This window comes from Micromonospora sp. DT41 (genome assembly GCF_049841715.1).
In the GTDB taxonomy this organism is placed as follows: Bacteria; Actinomycetota; Actinomycetes; order Mycobacteriales; family Micromonosporaceae; genus Micromonospora; species Micromonospora profundi.
The window spans coordinates 735,813-753,648 of record NZ_JBNCKU010000001.1 but is presented as its reverse complement, the minus strand read 5'-3'; the positions used below and the strand labels follow the sequence as shown (position 1 = coordinate 753,648).

Annotated in this window: 15 protein-coding genes; 14 read left to right on the top strand and 1 reads right to left on the bottom strand. The window is 70.3% G+C overall.

From position 1 onward, the window contains the following. Positions 1 to 15: 15 nt before the first annotated feature. From ACLQ23_RS03510 to ACLQ23_RS03495, 4 genes are all read left to right on the top strand, one after another. Positions 16 to 618, top strand: coding sequence for a nitroreductase family protein (locus tag ACLQ23_RS03510; protein WP_355628267.1), 603 nt, complete (start codon positions 16 to 18; stop codon positions 616 to 618). A 187-nt stretch (positions 619 to 805) separates the two neighbouring features. Continuing rightward, a complete protein-coding gene (locus ACLQ23_RS03505; protein WP_007454850.1) occupies positions 806 to 1,111 on the top strand; it encodes a type II toxin-antitoxin system VapB family antitoxin in 306 nt (101 codons plus the stop codon). 35 nt (positions 1,112 to 1,146) lie between these two features. Further along, complete coding sequence (locus ACLQ23_RS03500) at positions 1,147 to 2,310, top strand: acyl-CoA dehydrogenase family protein (RefSeq protein WP_355588259.1); 1,164 nt, start codon at positions 1,147 to 1,149, stop codon at positions 2,308 to 2,310. Positions 2,311 to 2,409: 99 nt separating this feature from the next. Next, positions 2,410 to 3,198, top strand: coding sequence for a DUF4230 domain-containing protein (locus tag ACLQ23_RS03495; RefSeq protein WP_355588261.1), 789 nt, complete (start codon positions 2,410 to 2,412; stop codon positions 3,196 to 3,198). Positions 3,199 to 3,457: 259 nt separating this feature from the next. On the opposite strand, the gene ACLQ23_RS03490 is transcribed toward ACLQ23_RS03495, so the two are convergent. Then, positions 3,458 to 3,667, bottom strand: a complete 210-nt coding sequence (locus ACLQ23_RS03490; protein ID WP_355588263.1) for a PspC domain-containing protein — start codon at positions 3,665 to 3,667, stop codon at positions 3,458 to 3,460. Between the two features lie 571 nt (positions 3,668 to 4,238). Here ACLQ23_RS03490 and ACLQ23_RS03485 point away from each other — a divergent pair. The 10 genes from ACLQ23_RS03485 to ACLQ23_RS03440 all read left to right on the top strand — a co-directional run bounded on the left by ACLQ23_RS03485 (position 4,239) and on the right by ACLQ23_RS03440 (position 17,829). After that, positions 4,239 to 5,609, top strand: a complete 1,371-nt coding sequence (locus ACLQ23_RS03485) for an L-serine ammonia-lyase (RefSeq protein WP_355628270.1) — start codon at positions 4,239 to 4,241, stop codon at positions 5,607 to 5,609. A 70-nt stretch (positions 5,610 to 5,679) separates the two neighbouring features. Beyond that, positions 5,680 to 6,507 carry an ABC transporter permease gene (locus ACLQ23_RS03480; protein WP_355588267.1) on the top strand — a complete coding sequence of 276 codons (828 nt, stop codon included), beginning with the start codon at positions 5,680 to 5,682 and terminating at the stop codon, positions 6,505 to 6,507. A 1-nt stretch (position 6,508) separates the two neighbouring features. Next, positions 6,509 to 7,252, top strand: a complete 744-nt coding sequence (locus ACLQ23_RS03475) for an ABC transporter ATP-binding protein (protein ID WP_355588269.1) — start codon at positions 6,509 to 6,511, stop codon at positions 7,250 to 7,252. Continuing rightward, a complete protein-coding gene (locus ACLQ23_RS03470; protein ID WP_425880327.1) occupies positions 7,249 to 9,309 on the top strand; it encodes a DUF5941 domain-containing protein in 2,061 nt (686 codons plus the stop codon). The genes ACLQ23_RS03475 and ACLQ23_RS03470 overlap by 4 nt, the downstream gene beginning before the upstream one ends. 15 nt (positions 9,310 to 9,324) lie before the next feature. Then, positions 9,325 to 11,535 carry a bifunctional glycosyltransferase/CDP-glycerol:glycerophosphate glycerophosphotransferase gene (locus tag ACLQ23_RS03465; RefSeq protein WP_355588271.1) on the top strand — a complete coding sequence of 737 codons (2,211 nt, stop codon included), beginning with the start codon at positions 9,325 to 9,327 and terminating at the stop codon, positions 11,533 to 11,535. 81 nt (positions 11,536 to 11,616) lie between these two features. Beyond that, positions 11,617 to 12,969, top strand: coding sequence for an ABC transporter ATP-binding protein (locus tag ACLQ23_RS03460; RefSeq protein WP_355588273.1), 1,353 nt, complete (start codon positions 11,617 to 11,619; stop codon positions 12,967 to 12,969). A 93-nt stretch (positions 12,970 to 13,062) separates the two neighbouring features. Beyond that, positions 13,063 to 14,070 (top strand): hypothetical protein, encoded by a 1,008-nt coding sequence (locus ACLQ23_RS03455; RefSeq protein ID WP_355628273.1) that lies wholly within the window; start codon positions 13,063 to 13,065, stop codon positions 14,068 to 14,070. A gap of 62 nt (positions 14,071 to 14,132) precedes the next feature. Further along, positions 14,133 to 14,597, top strand: a complete 465-nt coding sequence (locus ACLQ23_RS03450; protein WP_355588277.1) for a DUF4442 domain-containing protein — start codon at positions 14,133 to 14,135, stop codon at positions 14,595 to 14,597. Between the two features lie 59 nt (positions 14,598 to 14,656). Further along, positions 14,657 to 15,460, top strand: coding sequence for an HAD family hydrolase (locus tag ACLQ23_RS03445; RefSeq protein ID WP_355588279.1), 804 nt, complete (start codon positions 14,657 to 14,659; stop codon positions 15,458 to 15,460). Next, positions 15,457 to 17,829 (top strand): glycoside hydrolase family 65 protein, encoded by a 2,373-nt coding sequence (locus tag ACLQ23_RS03440; RefSeq protein ID WP_355628276.1) that lies wholly within the window; start codon positions 15,457 to 15,459, stop codon positions 17,827 to 17,829. Before ACLQ23_RS03445 ends, ACLQ23_RS03440 begins: the two co-directional genes overlap by 4 nt. The last annotated feature ends 7 nt before the right edge of the window (positions 17,830 to 17,836 follow it).

The window sequence follows — 17,836 nt, the reverse complement described above, 5'->3', positions numbered from 1 at the left end:
AGAAGAGGGCGGGAGATGGAGTTCGCCGAGGTCGTCCGACGCCGGAGGATGGTGCGCAACTACGACCCGGACCGTCCGGTCCCGCCCGACGTGGTGGACCGGCTGCTCGACCACGCGATCCGTGCGCCATCGGCCGGCTTCACCCAGGGCTGGGGTTTCCTGGTGCTGGAGGAGCCGGCCGACCGGGAGCGTTTCTGGGCGGTCGCGACGCCCGGAGGCGGAGGGCGGGAGCGCTGGCTGGCCGGCATGCGCAAGGCACCGCTGATCGTGGTGCCGCACGCCAACGAGTCGGCCTACCTACGGCGGTACGCGGAGTCGGACAAGGGCTGGACGGATCAGTCCGCCGACCGCTGGCCGGTGCCCTACTGGTACGTGGACACCGGTTTCGCCTCGCTGCTGATGTTGCTCACGGCCGTGGACGAAGGGCTGGGGGCGTGCTTCTTCGGCATTCCGCCGCAGCGGCTGGCCCCGTACCGGGAGGCGTTCGGCGTGCCGGCGGAGTTCCGCCCCATCGGCGCGGTCACAATCGGTTATCCCGCACCCGACCATCGGTCACCATCGCTGCGCCGAGGGCGTCGCGGAGTGGACGACGTGGTGCGACGTGGGCGGTGGAGCTGAGTCATTCCTCCCAGTTGTCCGGCTGAGGAACGGACGACGGGTAGCGAAACTGACATCAGGGAGCAGAACGCGGCGTGCACTGGGCCGCTAGGCTGGCACGGTCATCGGTGCCGCGCCGCGCGGTGCCCGCCGCGGCCCGGCTCGGCGCCGTCGGTCGGCCCGGCCACGGGGAGGGGAGCGTGCCGTCGTGATCTTCAGAGCGGTCCGGGACGGGCGTCCCTATCCGGAGCACAACCTGACGCTCAAGCAGTGGGCGGAGATTCCGCCCCGCCCGCTGCGCCTGGATCAGTTGATCACCACCAAGCGGGAGTTGGCGCTCGACAAGCTGCTCGCCGAGGATTCCACCTTCTACGGTGACCTCTTTCCGCACGTCGTGCAGTGGAACGGCGGGCTCTATCTGGAGGACGGTCTGCACCGCGCCCTGCGCGCGGCCCTTCAGCAGCGCAACCAGATCCACGCCCGGGTGCTTGTGCTCTCCGAGCCCATCGAGTGAGCGGTCCCGCCTGAAGCTTCGTTAGGGTGGCGTCCATGACCGCTCCACTGGACCTGCTCGACCTGGACCCGTCGCTCAGCGAGGAGGAGCGGCAGATCCGGGACGTCGTCCGCCAGCTCGTCGACGACCGGGTCCGCCCGCACGTCGCCGACTGGTACGAGCAGGGTCGCGTGCCGGCCCGGGAGCTGGCCCAGGAGTTCGGCAAGCTGGGGCTGCTCGGCATGCACCTGACCGGGTACGGCTGTGCTGGCGCCTCCGCCGTCGCGTACGGGCTGGCCTGCCAGGAGCTGGAGGCCGCCGACTCCGGCGTCCGCTCGCTGGTCTCGGTGCAGGGCTCCCTTGCCATGTACGCCATCTGGCGCTACGGCAGCGAGGACCAGAAACGGCGTTGGCTCCCCGCGATGGCCACCGGCGAGGCGATCGGCTGCTTCGGCCTCACCGAGCCCGACCACGGCTCCGACCCGGCCTCGATGGCCACCCGCGCACGCCGCGACGGCGACGACTGGGTGCTCAGCGGCGGCAAGATGTGGATCACCAACGCGCCGATCGCCGACGTCGGGGTGATCTGGGCGCGTACCGAGTCCGGTGTGCGCGGCTTCGCCGTACCCATGGACATGCCCGGTGTCACGACCCGGGAGATCCCCCGCAAGATGTCGCTGCGCGCCTCGGTGACCGGCGAGATCTCCCTCGACGACGTCCGGGTTCCGGCGGCGGCGCAACTGCCCGAGGCGGTCGGCCTGAAGGCACCGCTGAGCTGCCTCACCGAAGCCCGCTACGGCATCGTCTGGGGCTCTGTCGGCGCCGCCCGCGACTGCCTGGAAACCACATTGGCGTACGCCACCACCCGCACCCAGTTCGGCCGCCCGCTCGCCGGGTTCCAGCTCACCCAGGCCAAGCTCGCCGACATGGCGGTCGAGCTGGTCAAGAGCCAACTGCTCGCCCTGCACCTCGGCCGGCTCGCCGACGCCGGCCGGCTGCGCCCCGAGCAGGTAAGCGTGGGCAAACTGAACAACGTGCGGGAGGCCCTGGCCATCGCCCGGCAGTGCCGCACCATCCTCGGCGCCAACGGCGTCTCCGGCGAATACCCGGTGATGCGGCACGCGAACAACCTGGAGAGCGTGCTGACGTACGAGGGCACCTCGGAGATTCACCAACTGGTCGTCGGGCAGCGGCTCACCGGGCTCTCAGCATTCGCCTGACCTGCCCTTTTGTGCTTTCCGGCCGCTCACCGCGCGGCTGTCGTACGGGGGCCGTACCGTCATTGACAGACGACGTGTCTGACGAGGACGGTGAGTGTGATGGCTCGCGACGCTGACATCAACGAGCCCACCAGGGAGTTCCCCGGTTACCCGACCGGCGACGATCTCAAGGAGCGCTCGACCGCGGCACCCGAACCGCCCGCGGACACACCCGGCGACACCGGCGGCCCGACGCCCGGCGGAGCAGGTGGGGCGGCCCGTGGCCTGCTCCTGCTGCTCGGTGCCGCCGCGCTGGCAGTGGTGGTGCTGCTGGGCGTGCAGGCGACCGGCTTCCTGCCGGACTTCCGCAACCCGTTCGCCAAGGAGCAGACCGACCGCAGCCAGCCGCCACTGCTGAAGTCGATTCAGGACCTCAGCCGCTACGTTGCCGCCGAGGGCAACTTCCAGGTCGTGGTCGACACCCAGAACGACAGGCGCAACGTTCCCGACTTCCTGCTCAACGAGCGCACCCTGTTCGTCGGAGCAGGCAGTGTCGAGGCGTACGTCGACTTCACCAAGATCGGTGAAGGTGCCATCGTGCAGTCCGCCGACGGTAAGTCCGTCGAGATCAAGCTGCCCGCGCCGCAGCTCGGCAAGACCAACCTCGACATGGAGAAGAGCTACGTCTTCGCCGAGCAGCGCGGCCTGCTCAACCGGCTCGGCGACCTGGTCGGCAACGATCCCAACCGGCAGCAGCAGGTCTACCAGCTCGCCGAGGAACGGATCACCGCCGCCGCCCGGGACAGCGGGCTCTCCGCCCGCGCCCAGGAGAACACCCGCAAGATGCTGGAAGGGTTGATGCGCTCCCTCGGCTACCAGCAGGTCACTGTCACCTTCACGGCTCCCTGAGCTACGTACGTTCCGTACGCGCAAACGCCCGCCCCGACCTTCGTCGGAGCGGGCGTTTCGCATGTCCCTGGCATCGGGTGCGCCTGGCAGACCTTGTGATATTCACACCGCCCGTTCCGCCGGCCGCTCTGTTCGCTTACCGCCCCAGGCGCCAAGATCCGCGCAACTTCAGGGATGTTGTTGTGTCGGGCGCCGCCGAGGCAGCAACTTCGGTGTTGTTGCTGCCTCGACGCCGCCGCTCAGTCAGGAGAGGCGGGGGTCAGCGGCCGGTGGAGGCTAGGTAGCGGTCCTCGTTGGGCATGAGGACCCAGAGGATCAGGTAGACGATCACCTGGGTGCCGGGCAGCAGCAGCGACAGCAGGAACAGCAGCCGCACCATCCCGGCGGACATACCGAACCGCTGACCGAGGCCGGCGCAGACACCGGCGAGCATGCGCCCCTGGCGGGGCCGAACCAGTTTGCGACTCATCGTCGTACTCCCACTCTGCGGCAATGCACCGCGTCTGCAATCCACGGTACGAAGGGATGGCCACCCTTGCCCTCGGTCTCGAGGAGGATCGGCGACCCGTGGACCCGTAGGTACATACCCGTGCGGTCCCCCTCCAACGCCTCCCGCGCCCGACCTCACGCCTCACGCCCCGCGCCTCGCGCCCCGGAGGGAGATCGTGCTCGATCCTGGATCTAGTGGCCTCATCCCGGCTCGAGGCCACTAGATCCTGGATCAAGCGCGCTCTTGAAGGCGCTTGCCTGTGACGGGGCGCCCGCTTGTGACGGGGTGCTCGCGACCGTGTTCGGGCGCGGCGCGGTGGTCGCGACGGGGTGGCGGTCAGGTCGCTCCGGGGGCACCGGGTCGCCGGGAGGTACTGCGGTCGCGTGGTCCGGTGGGCGGTGGTCTGGGCGGGTAGGCTCGCAGGTCGGGCACCCACCACCCCGGGTGGCCGGCGGGCGCCCGACCGGGCGACCACGAGCGGGGCCGCCTGACCGGTGGCCACGACCGGGCCGGATCCCATACGACGGGACGACGGCGAGGAAGCGCAGCCATGATCAGTGTTTTCGACCTCTTCAGCGTCGGTATCGGGCCGTCCAGCTCGCACACGGTGGGGCCGATGCGGGCCGCCCGTACGTTCGTGTCGGGGCTCAAGGCCGACGGGTTGCTCACCGATACGGCGCGGGTGCAGGCCGAGCTGTTCGGTTCGCTGGGCGCGACCGGGCACGGGCACGGCAGTGGTCAGGCGGTGCTGCTGGGGCTGGCGGGCGAGGCGCCGGAGACGGTCGACACGGACTCTGTCGGCTCCCGGGTCGAACGGATTCGCGCCGAGCGGCGGATCAGCCTGCTGGACGCGCACGAGATCGACTTCGACCCGGACCGAGATCTGACGCTGCATCGTCGCCGCTCGTTGCCGTACCACCCGAACGGGATGACGTTCGCTGCGTACGACGGGGCGGGCGCCGAGCTGCGCAGCCGCACCTACTACTCGGTGGGCGGCGGCTTCGTTGTGGACGAGGCGGCGGCCGGCGCGGATCGGATCAAGCCGGACAGCACGCGGGTGCGGTACCCGTTCCTGACCGGGGCGCAGTTGCTGGAGGTCACCAACGCGACGGGCTTGTCGATCAGCGAGGTGATGCTTGCCAACGAGCGTTCCTGGCGCAGCGAGGCGGAGATCCGGGCGGGTCTGCTGGACATCTGGCGGGTGATGCGGGAGTGCGTGCAGCAGGGCTGCGAGCGGGACGGCGTACTCCCTGGGGGGTTGAAGGTTCGGCGGCGCGCGGCGGAGCTGCGGCGCAGCCTGGAGGCGGACACCGGGAGCACCGACCCGCTGCGCGTGATGGACTGGGTGACGCTGTTCGCGCTGGCGGTGAACGAGGAGAACGCTGCCGGCGGTCGGGTGGTCACCGCGCCGACCAACGGCGCGGCGGGGATCATCCCGGCGGTGCTGCACTACTACACGTGGTTCGTGCCGGGTGCCGACGAGGACGGCGTGGTGCGGTTCCTGCTGGCGGCCGGGGCGATCGGTGTGCTGTTCAAGGAGAACGCCTCGATCTCGGGCGCGGAGGTGGGCTGCCAGGGTGAGGTCGGTTCGGCGTGTTCGATGGCCGCCGCCGGGCTGGCCGAGGCGCTCGGGGGCACTCCGGAGCAGGTGGAGAACGCCGCCGAGATCGGGATGGAGCACAACCTCGGGTTGACGTGTGACCCGGTAGGTGGCCTGGTGCAGATCCCCTGCATCGAGCGGAACGCGGTGGCTAGCATCAAGGCGATCACGGCCGCCCGGCTCGCGCTGCGCGGTGACGGTGTGCACGCGGTGTCGCTGGACAAGGTCATCAAGACCATGCGGGAGACGGGCGCCGACATGAAGGTCAAGTACAAGGAAACGGCGCGTGGCGGTCTGGCCGTCAACGTGATCGAGTGCTGAGTCGGCCGATTCGGGGCATTCGTTCACCGACTGCTAACCTGTCGTCCGTTTCAGGAGGCGGGAGGCTGCGGTGACCGCTGGCGTCGCGGCGTTGTGGTCGCACCGCAACTCACTGCGCATCCTGGTCCGGCGTGATCTGGCGGTGAAGTACCAGCAGTCGGTGCTCGGCTACTTCTGGTCGCTCATCGAGCCGCTCGGCATGGGCGCCATCTACTGGTTCGTCTTCGGGGTGCTGTACTCCCGGGACACCGGGCGGCACCTCGGTGAGGCGGCCGGGTCGTACCCGCTGTTCCTGATCACGGGGATCTTCGCCTGGATGTGGACCAGTTCGGCGCTGAGCGAGGCCACTAACGCCCTGACCGGCCAGTCCCGGCTGATCACCACGATGAACGTGCCCCGGCAGGTCTTCCCGATCGGGCGGGTCACCGGTCGGTTCGCCGAGTACGCGGCCGGCCTGCCGATCCTCGCCGCCATCGCGGTGATCTACACGGTGCACGGTCGGATCCACCCCGGCTGGTCGCTGCTCGCTCTGCCGCTCGCGGTGGCCGTCCAGGCGGCCCTGCTGATCGGGCTGGCCCTGCTGCTGTCGGCGTGGAACGTGCTGATGCGCGACGTGGAGCGGCTCATGCGGCTGATCATCCGGGTGCTCTTCTACGCCACGCCGATCATCTACCCGCTCAGCCTGGTCCGGGAGTCCAGCCTGCCTGGCTGGCTGAAGGTGGTGTACGAGCTGAATCCGCTGGTCGGGATCTTCCAGCTGCACCACGCGATCTGGTACCCGGACGAGTTCCCGGACGCCCGCCTGCTCGCCACCACGGTCGCCGGCAGCCTGCTGGTGCTGGCCGCCGGCTGGTGGTCGTTCCGCCGGTTGGAACCCGCAGTGCTCAAGGAACTCTGAGATGGCGCCGATCATCGAGGCCGACCAGCTGGGCATCCGGTTCGTCCGCAACCGTCGTCGCCAGCTGCGGCTGCGGGAGCTGTTCATCCACCGGGGCGCACGGGGTGCCCTGCCGGGCCAGTTCTGGCCGCTGCGCGACGTGTCGTTCACCGTCGAGCCGGGCGAGACCGTCGGGGTGATCGGCCGCAACGGCACAGGTAAGAGCACACTGCTGCGGCTGATCGCCGGGGTACTCATCCCGGACGAGGGCAGCATCCGGGTGCACGGGGCGGTGGCCCCGCTGCTGGAGTTGTCCGCTGGTTTCTCCAACGACCTGACCGGGCGGGAGAACCTGCACCTGGTCGGTGGTCTGCACGGGCTGTCGACGAGCTACCTGAAGCGGCACTTCGACGAGATCGTCGAGTTCGCCGGTGAGCAGGTGGAACGGGCCATCGACACGTCCGTGCGGCACTACTCGTCGGGGATGAAGGTACGGCTCGGCTTCGCGATCATCTCGCACCTGCCGCACCCGATCCTGCTGATGGACGAGGTGACCGCGGTTGGCGACGCGGAGTTCCGCAAGAAGTGTTACGCGACGATTGATCGTCTGCTCGGGGAGGGGCGCACCTTGGTGCTGGTGTCACACAACGAAAAGGACCTGACCCGGTTCTGCCGTCGGGGGTTGTACCTCGACGCGGGCCGGTTGACGCTCGACGGCACCATCGCCGAGGCGCTCGACGCGTACCACGCCGCGGTCCCGCGGTGACGCTCGCGATAGTGCTCGCCGCCGGGACGCCCGCGGCGGGCCTGACCACCGCGACCGGCGAGCCGCTTGCCGACCGGCTCGCCGGCCAGTTGCGCCGGGCCGGGGCGGACGAGGTGCGTTTCGCCGCCACCCTCGACGAGTTGGCGTCGCTTGCCGACGCCGCCACCGGCCCGTTACTTGTCACAGGCACCGACCTGGTGGCGCACACCGCCGTGCTGCGGCATCTGGCCACCAGCCCGGTGGGGCCGACGGTGGCTCTGGTGCTGACCGACCCGCCGGTGCCGGGGCGGACTGCGGTGCGCGAGGAGCGCGGGCAGGTAGTCGACGCCGGCGCGGTGGGCGACCTGGACGGCGACGCCACCGGCGTGTTCGGTGGTGCGCTGCGGGTCGGCGTGGACGACCTGCCGAATCTCGCCGCTGCCGCCCGCGCCGCCGCGTCCGGGGTGCTCCCCGTCGCCGCCCCGATCGGCCCGGCCGGTGACGTGTCGCCGCTGCCGGTGGCCGGCGGCGTGGGCTCCGCCGGCTCGTCCGCCGCCGGTGGTCCCGGGTCCGCCGTGGACCGGCTCGTCGCGGGTCTCGCGGGGCTCGGCACACTGATCTTCGCCCAGCGGGTACGCCTGCTCGTCGCGCACCGGGTCGAGGACGCCGCCGGGCTTGCCGTTGCCGAGGCGGCGGTGACGGCTGTGGACGAGGACCGGGCCGAGTTGCGGCTGTCGGTGAAGGAGAAGGACGACTTCTTCTCCACGTACTTCGTGAGCACCTGGTCGCCGTACGTGGTGCGGCTGGCGGCGCGGATGCGGCTCACCCCGACCGGGGTGACGGTGATCTCGGTGCTGTTCGCGCTGGCTGCCGCCGTGCTGTTCGGCGTCGGCGGGCGACCCGCGCTGGTGGGCGGCGCGGTGCTGCTCTACCTCGGGTTCGTGCTGGACTGCGTGGACGGTCAGTTGGCCCGCTACACAAGGCACTTCAGCGCCTGGGGCGGTTGGCTGGACACGATGGCCGACCGGGCGAAGGAATACCTCGTCTACGCCGGTCTGGGCTTCGGGGTGAGCCACGCCGGGCTGGGCAACGGCTGGGCGCTGGCGATCGCGGCGATGACGTTGCAGACCGTCCGGCACATGACCGACACCTGGTACGGGGTGCTGCACGACGAGGCGGCACGCCGGCCCCGGTCGGCGACGGGTGCCAGCGGCGGGATCGGTGACCGGCTCAACGCGGCGTCGACACGGGTGCAGGCGGACACGGGTTCGCTGTCGTACTGGCTGAAGCGGACAGTTGTGTTCCCGATCGGCGAGCGGTGGGCGCTGATCGCGATCACAGTGGCGCTGTTCAACCCGCTTGTCAGCCTGGTGGCGGTGCTCGTGTGGGGCACGTTGGCGTTCGCGTACACGGGTGCGCTGCGTACGCTGCGGGCCCGCTGGATGTGGGTGCCGGTGCTGGACACTGTCGACGCGACACTGCACCGCGATGACGGGCCGTTGGCCCGCCGGTTGCCGGTGGTACGCCCGATGGGGCCGCTCACCCTGGCGGTGATCGCCGCGCTCGGCCCTGCGGTGCTGCTCGTCGTTGCGCTGCTGGGCGACTCGCCGGAGGGTCTGCGCTGGACGGTGCCGGTGGCGTTGCTGGTGCTGCTGGCCGGTGGCCTCGGCGCCGGGGCGGCACACAACGGCCCGCTGGACTGGCTGGTGCCGGCGGCGTTGCGGGCAGGCGAGTACCTGTTCGCCATCGCTGTCGGTGTGGTCGGCGACGCGCCCGGGTGGCTGATCTTCGGGTACGTATTCGTGCTCACCGTGCACCACTACGACCTGACTGCGCGACTGGAGAAGCGGCAGGTGGCACCGCCTCTGCACGCGGCCACGCTGGGCTGGGAGGGACGTTCGGTGCTGCTGACCCTCGCCGCGATTGCCGGTATGGTCAGTATTGGCATGGCTACACTCGGTGCGTACCTTCTCGTGGTCTTCGTGGCGAGCGCCGTCCTGGCCTGGTTCGTCCGACCGGCCCGTGACGCGCGGGCGTCGGCCGCATCCCTGGGCGCGGGAGGTGTGACGCCCCGCTGACGGAGGGACGGCCGGATGGCCCTGATCAGTTTCGTGGTGCCGGCCTTCCGGGTGCAGGGATATCTGCGCGAATGCCTGGACTCGATTCTCGGGCAGCCGGACGTCGACCTCGAGGTGATCGCCGTCGACGACTGCTCGCCGGATGCCAGCGGCGAGATCATCGACGAGTACGCGGCCCGCGACCCCCGGGTCCGGGCGGTCCGGCTGCCGGAGAACGTCGGCCTCGGTCCGGCCCGCAACATCGGGCTGGACCGAGCCGTCGGCGAGTACGTGTGGTTCGTCGACGGCGACGACTGGCTGGTGCCCGACTGCCTGCCGGAGGTCGCCGAGCGGCTGCGGACGACCCGACCGGACGTGCTGCTCGTCGATCACGTCCGGGCGCACTGGAACGACACTGTCACCCGCAGCGCGATGGCCGAGGTGTTTCCCGAGTCACCCGGGACGACCACGTTCCGGCTGCGGGACCGGCCGGAGGCGATGCGGCTGCTGCACACCGCCTGGAACCGGCTGGTCCGCCGGGAGTTCCTTGTCGACCTGGGCCTGCGCTTCTCGGACGGCTGGTACGAGGACGTCTCGTTCAGCTATCCGGTGCTGATGGCGGCGCGGCGGATCGGCGTACTCGATCGGGTGTGTGTCAACTACCGGCAGCGCCGCGCCGGCGCGATCACCAAGACCCGGGGTGACAGGCATTTCGAGGTGTTCCCGCAGTGGCATCGGGTCTTCCACCTGATGGACGCCTGGTCGCCGGCTGTGGACGAACTGCGGCCGGCGGTGTTCGAGCGGATGATCTGGCACTACCTGACGGTGCTCGGCAACGGCCAGCGGATCGCACCGGAGCTGCGGTCGGCGTTCTTCGCGCAGATCACCGAGGACTACGCGCGGTGGCTGCCCGAGGGCGGCTACCCCGTACCTGAGGGGGTGGAGGGGGTCAAGCACCGGCTGGTCGCGTCAGGCCGGTGGCGGACGTTCACTGCGCTGCGGGCTGCCAGCCGAGCCCGTGACACGGCCCGCCGGCAGGTGCGGACCGCCAAGCGGCGGGTCGGGCCGGTCGCCCGTCGCGGTGCCCGGGTGACCCGGGACGGCCTGTTGCGTGAGTACTACCGGGCGGAGCTGCGCCGGCCTGTCGATCCGGCCCTCGCTGTTTACGCCGCCTACTGGTACCGCGGCTACGCCTGCAACCCGGCGGCGATCTACGAGGTCGCCCGCCGGTTGGCCCCCGGTGTGCGTGGGGTGTGGATCGTGCGCCGCGACCGGGTGGATGCCGTACCGGCAGGGGTGGAGTACGTGGTGGCCGGCACTCCTGCCTACTACCGGGTGCTGGCGCGGGCCCGCTGGCTGATCAACAACGTGAACTTTCCGGACTTCGTCCGCAAGCGGCCGGACCAGGTGCACGTGCAGACCCACCACGGCACTCCGGTGAAGGTGATGGGGTTGGACCAGCAGCGCTATCCCATCGGTGCGGGGCGCATGGACTTCGCCGGGCTGCTGCGCCGGGTGGACCGCTGGGACTACAGCGTCAGCGCCAACAGCTTCTCCACCCAGATGTGGGACCGGGCGTACCCGGCCACGTACACCACGCTGGAGGTGGGCTATCCGCGCAACGACCGGCTGGTCACCGCCGGTCCGAACGAGGTACGGCGGCTGCGGGAGGAGTTCGGCTTCACCTCCGACGAGCAGGTGGTGCTGTACGCCCCGACGCACCGCGAGCACCTGCCCGGCTACCGGCCCCCCTTTCAGCCGGACCGGTTCGTCGAGGCGCTTGGTGACTCGGGCCAGTTGCTGATGCGCAGCCACTACTTCCACGACCGGGACCGCCGCCCCGGCCGGCCGGGAACCTGGGAACGGGTACGCGACGTCAGCGGCTACCAGCGGGTGGAGGACCTCTACCTGGTGGCCGACGTTCTGGTCACCGACTACTCCTCGGCGATGTTCGACTACGCGGTACTGGATCGCCCGATCGTGCTCTACGCGCCGGACTGGGAGTCGTACCGTCTGGCTCGCGGGGTCTACTTCGACGTCACCGCCGAGCCGCCGGGCGCGGTGGCCACCACCTTCACGGATCTGCTCAACCTGTTCCGCACCGACGCGGTGCGGTCGGCCGGGGCGACCATTGCCCGGGAACGTTTCCGGGGCCGTTTCTGCACCTTGGACGACGGTCGGGCGGCGGAGCGGGTGGTGCGCCGGGTGTTCCTGGGCGAGCCGTCGGAGCAGTCGAGCCGGTGCTGACCGCCTGACCCGAGCGCCTAGTGTCATGTAATAGCAACGTCATCGGCCGAACATGAGACGTTTACCCGATGTGCGAGCGCAATGATCCTGGTCACAGTCTTGTGGGGTTCGGCCGACAAGCTGGGGGAGGTGACGGTGAGCACCGTCGCGCTCAAGGATGTGAGCAAGGTTTTCAAGGACGGCACGCTTGCCGTCGACAAAATCAACCTGGATGTGAACGACGGCGAGTTCATGGTGTTGCTGGGCCCGTCCGGCTGCGGCAAGTCCACTGTGCTGCGGATGATCGCCGGTCTTGAGGACCCGACCGAGGGCGCGGTCCTGCTCGACGGCGAGTTGGCGAACGACCTGCCACCGCGAGATCGCAAGATCGCGATGGTCTTCCAGGACTTCGCGCTCTACCCGCACATGACAGTGGGCGACAACATCGCCTTCCCGCTGCGGCTGGCCGGAGTGGAGCCGGAGCCGCGGGGTGAGCGCGTCACCGACGTGGCGAGCGCGCTGGGCATCAACGACGTTCTGGCCCGCAAGCCGGGCCAGCTGTCCGGCGGGCAGCGCCAGCGGGTCGCGATGGGCCGGGCAATCGTCCGACGACCGGGGTTGTTCCTGATGGACGAGCCGCTGTCCAACCTTGACAGCGGGCTCCGCGCCGAGCTGCGCGCGGAGATCTCGGGCCTGACCCGGGAGCTGGGCGTCACCACCATCTACGTCACCCACGACCAGGCCGAGGCACTGACAATGGCCGACCGGGTCGCGATCATGCGCCGCGGAGTGCTCCAGGACGTGGGCACGCCCACCCAGGTGTACGGCCGTCCGGCGACTCTCTATGTGGCAGCCTTCCTCGGCAGCCCGCGGATGAACCTGCTGGAGGCGTCGGTCTACGTCCACCTCGACCGGTATGTCACGCTCACTCTCGGCGACCAGGCGCTCTACCTGCCCTGGAACGACATCCGCAGCCGGGCGGTGGCGCACTACCACGGCGAGCGGATCGTGGTCGGAATGCGAGCGGAGGCGCTCACGCCTGTCGCTCCGGACACCCCCGGTGACGTGCTGCGGGGCCGGATCCGCTATCTGGAGCACCACGGCCACGAGTCGCTTGCGTTCCTCGACATCGGGGCGACCGCGATCATGGTGGACGAGATGGGTGCGCCGCTGGACCCGCCGCCGGTGGGTCAGCGGGGCCTGCGCCGGTTCGGCGCGGTGATGCAGCGGCTCACCGGCAAGCCTGTGGAGACCGAGGAGCCGCAGGCCAACGGCGCCCGCACCAGCGTGCTCCCCGATCCGGGTCGGCACCATCGCCGGCCTGCCGAGTTGGCGGTGCGGCTGGCGCCGTACCCGGCGGTCACCGCCGGGCATCCGCTCGCGGTCTCGGTGCGGATGGACGCGCTGCACTTCTTCGACGAGCGCGGCGCCCGGATCGACGTGGGTTGGCGGTGACGCCACGCCGGAGCGGGGTGGCGGGGCGGTCACCTGGTGGCCTACCGTCTGCCCACCCAGTCCACTGTGAAAGTCACCGAGAGGGGTGCACCCGTGTCGGGTGACCGTCCCAGCCCGCTCGTCATCGAGCGCATCCTGCGTGACCGCCAGGGCATCTGGCAGCAGATCGTCGCCGAGCGTGACCTCAACGCGTTGACCGGCCGGATGCTGGCCAGCTCGGCAATCGCACTCGCCTGCTACGGGGCGGTGCTCGGTGCCTTCCACAGCCCGCTCATGGCGCTGACCTCCGCGCTGAAGTTGCCACTGCTGTTCCTTGTCACGCTGGCCATCTGCCTGCCCACGCTCTACCTGTTCAACCTGGTCTTCGGCGCCCGGTTGTCGGTGCGCCAGTCGCTGGCGCTGGTGATGGTGGCGATCACCGTCACCTCGATGCTCGCTGTGGCATTCGCGCCGATCAGCCTCTTCTTCCTGATCACCGCTCCGGACTACGGCTTCTTCAAGCTGCTCAACGTCGCCATCCTGACGCTGTCGGCGCTGGTCGGGCTGCGCTTCCTGACCGGGGGGATGCAGGTCCTCAACGACCACGGTCTGCTCGCCCCGGCGGTGGCCGCCGAAGCCCCGGCCCAGGTCAACGCCCAGACACCGGCCCCGGTGTCCGCAGGCGCGGTGCCGGCCACCGTGGCCGCCGGTTCGACCTCCTCCGCCGGTGCCGAGCCGGTCGCCGTGCCGGCCGGAGCGGCGGCGGCAGGGTCGGGCGCGAACGGCGCCACGCCCGCCGCGGCACCGACCGTCCAGACCCCGGCGCAGGTCCCCGCCCAGGCCCAGTGGGGCGGGCAGCCGGCCCCCGGCACGCTGCCGCCCGGCTACCCGGCGACCAACCGCCCGTGGGGCACCCCGCCGGCCCGCCGCAGCGAGCCGGCCCAGCGGCCGGCAAGCATGACGTTGCTCTACATCTGGATCCTGCTCTTCGGCTTCGTGGGGACCCAGCTGGCCTGGACACTGCGCCCGTTCTTCGGCGACCCGGGTCAGGATTTCGCCTTCTTCCGCAGCATCGACGGCAACTTCTACGCCGAGATCCTGCGGACGATCGCCAACCTGTGACCGGGCTGGCGGATGGAGAAGCCCTGGTTGCCGCCTTGGTTACCCGCGAGTAACGTCGGGACATGACAATCGACTCCCGCCAGGTGGCGGCCGGAATGCTGGAAGCGGTGCCGTTCGCCCGCACCCTCGGCATCGAATTCGTCGAGGTGGCACCCGAGGCGGACGGCGGGGTGCGGGCCGTCGTGCGGCTGCCCGACGCCCCGGCCATCCACAACCACATCGGCGGGCCGCACGCCGGCGCGATGTTCACGCTCGGCGAGACGGCCTCCGGCACTGTCGTGCTTGTCGCCTTCGGACACCTGCTCGACCGCATGGTGCCGCTCGTCGTCCGGGCCGACATCGCCTACCACAAGCGCGCGTACGGGCCCGTCCTGGCCACCGCCCGACTCGGGCGACCCGCTCAGGAAGTGATCGACGAGCTGGAAGCCGGCCAGCGACCCGAGTTCCCGGTCGAGGTGCAGATCGGCACCGAGGACGGCAAGCACACGTCGGCGCTCACCGTTCTCTGGACGCTACGGCCGAACTGAGCGGCGGCGCGCGTCACAGAAAGGTGTTTGCGGACCGGCTGGGTGGTTAGATTCGTACCGTGCTGGGCCTACCTGCTCATGTGACCGCCTGTCTCTTCGATCTGGACGGTGTGCTGACGCAGACCGCCCGGGTGCACAACGCCGCCTGGACGCAGACGTTCGACGAGTTTCTGCGCCAGCACGCGACGTCCACCGGGACTCCGTTCCAGCCGTTCGACCCCGGCCCCGACTACAACAGGTACGTCGACGGCCGACCCCGCGCCGACGGCGTCCGGTCGTTCCTCGCCTCCCGTGGGATCGTGCTCCCCGAGGGCAGCCCGGACGACCCACCGGACGCCGACACTGTGAACGGCGTCGGTAACCGCAAGAACGTCCTGCTGCTGGAGCACCTACGCACCGACGGTGTCGAGGTCTACCCGGGCTCGGTGCGCTACCTGGAGGCGGCGGTCGCCGCCGGGCTGCGTCGGGCAGTGGTGACCGCGAGCGCCAACGGGGGTGAGGTGGTCGCCGCAGCCGGGGTGGACCGACTGCTGGAAGCGCGGGTCGACGGGATCGTCGCCCGGCAGCAGGGGCTGCGCGGCAAGCCGCAGCCGGACACCTTCCTGGCCGGAGCCGCCCTGCTCGGCGTCGACCCCACCCAGGCTGCCGTCTTCGAGGACGCGCTCTCCGGCGTGGCCGCCGGTCGTGCCGGCGGTTTCGGCTTCGTGGTCGGCGTCGACCGGGTCGGTCAGGCCGACGAGTTGCTCGCGCACGGCGCCGACATCGTGGTCAAGGACCTCGCCGACCTGCTCGACGCGGGCGACGCCGACCCACCGACGCGCCCGGTCGACGCGACGACAAGCGACGAGCGGGGCACCGCGTGATCCGGGAACGGGCCTATCCCGTCGAGCCCTGGCACATTCGGGAAACCCGCCTGGACATGGACGTGCTGGCCCAGTCGGAGTCGGTCTTCGCGCTGTCGAACGGTCACGTGGGCCTGCGCGGCAACCTCGACGAGGGCGAGCCGCACGGCCTGCCCGGCACCTACCTCAACTCGTTCTTCGAGCTTCGCCCGCTGCCGTACGCGGAGGCCGGCTATGGCTTCCCCGAGTCCGGCCAGACCATCGTCAACGTCACGAACGGCAAGCTGATCCGGCTGCTCGTCGACGACGAACCCCTCGACGTGCGCTACGGCGAGCTGCTCTCCCACGAGCGGGTGCTCGACATGCGGGCCGGCACCCTGCACCGCGAGCTGCACTGGCGCTCCCCGGCCGGCCGTGAGGTAAAGGTCCGCAGCACCCGGTTGGTGTCGTTCACCCAACGGTCGGTGGCCGCGATCAACTACGAGGTGGAGGCCGTCGACGGCCCGCTGCGCCTCATCGTGCAGTCCGAGCTGGTGGCAAACGAGTCGCTGCCCGCGCAGAGCAAGGACCCGCGGGTCGCGGCGGTCCTGGAGTCGCCGCTGCAGGCCGAGGAGGAGCTGACCACCCCGGACGGTGGGCAGCTGATCCACCACACAAAGGTCTCCGGGCTGCGGGTGGCCGCCGCCATGGAGCACGAGGTGCACGGCCCGGACCGCACCACGATCGAGTCCGAGGGGTACGAGGACTGGGTCCGCACGACAATCGCCTGCGTACTCAAGCCCGGTGAGAAGCTGCGGATCGTCAAGTACCTGACGTACGGCTGGTCGAGCCGACGTTCCCTGCCGGCGTTGCGTGACCAGGTCGGCGCGGCGCTTGCCGGTGCCCGCCTCGACGGGTGGGAGGGGCTGCACCGGGAGCAGCGCAGTTATCTCGACGAGTTCTGGGACGCGGCGGACGTGCTTGTCGAGGGCGACCCGGAGATCCAGCAGGCCGTCCGGTTCGGTCTCTTCCACGTCCTGCAGGCCGGTGCCCGGGCCGAGCAGCGGCCCATCTCGGCCAAGGGGTTGACCGGCCCCGGGTACGACGGGCACGCCTTCTGGGACACCGAGATGTTCGTCCTGCCGGTGCTGACTTACACCCAGCCGAGCGCGGTCCGCAGCGCGTTGCAGTGGCGCCACAGCACGCTTGACCAGGCGCGCGAGCGGGCCGAGACACTCAACCTCAAGGGCGCCGCGTTCCCGTGGCGAACCATCGAGGGGCCGGAGTCCTCCGGGTACTGGCCGGCCGGCACCGCGGCGTTCCACATCGCCGCCGACATCGCGGACGCGCTGCGCCGGTACGTCCTCGTCACCGGCGACACCCAGCTGGAGCGGGAGATCGGGCTCGAGCTGCTCGTGGAGACCGCCCGGCTGTGGCGCTCGATCGGGCACCACGACCGGCACGGCCAGTTCCACATCGACGGGGTCACCGGCCCGGACGAGTACACAGCTGTGAAGAACGACAACATCTACACGAACCTGATGGCGCAGCGGAACATGCTCACCGCTGCCGAGTCGGCGATGCGCTACCGGGACGAGGCGTTCCGCCTCGGTGTCACCGACGAGGAGGCGGCGAGCTGGCGGGACGCCGCAACCGCGATGCACATCCCGTACGACGACGAGCTGGAGGTGCACCAGCAGGTGGAGGGGTTCACCCGCCTCCAGGAGTGGGACTTCGCGCACACGCCTGCGGAGAAGTACCCGTTGCTGCTGCACTATCCGTACTTCGAGCTGTATCGCAAGCAGGTGGTCAAGCAGGCCGACCTGGTCCTGGCGATGCACTGGCGGGGGGACGCGTTCACCCCCGAGGAGAAGTTGCGCAACTTCCTCTACTACGAGCGCCGGACGGTCCGTGACTCGTCGCTGTCGGCGTGCACGCAGGCGGTGCTGGCCGCCGAGGTGGGCTATCCCGAGCTGGCGCACATCTACCTGCGCGAAGCCGCGCTGATGGACCTGCACGACCTCAACGAGAACACCCGCGACGGCGTGCACATGGCCTCGCTCGCCGGCGCGTGGCTCGCCCTTATCGGTGGGCTCGGCGGGTTGCGCGACCACGACGGTCAGCTGTCGTTCGCGCCCCGGCTCTCCAGCCGGCTCAGCCGCCTCGAGTTCTCGTTGCAGTGGCGCGGGCTGGCGCTGCGCGTGGACGTGCGACCGCACGAGACGACGTACTCGCTGCGCCACGGCGGCCCGGACGACGTTGTGGAGTTGCGCCACCACAACCAGCTGCTACGGGTCACCTCCGACGAACCGGTGACGGTGCCCGTGCCGCAGGCGGAGCCGACGGCTGCGCCGCCGGAGCACCCGCCGGGCCGGTCGCCACTGCTCCGGCTGCCCGAGCGCGACGAGTAAACGGCCG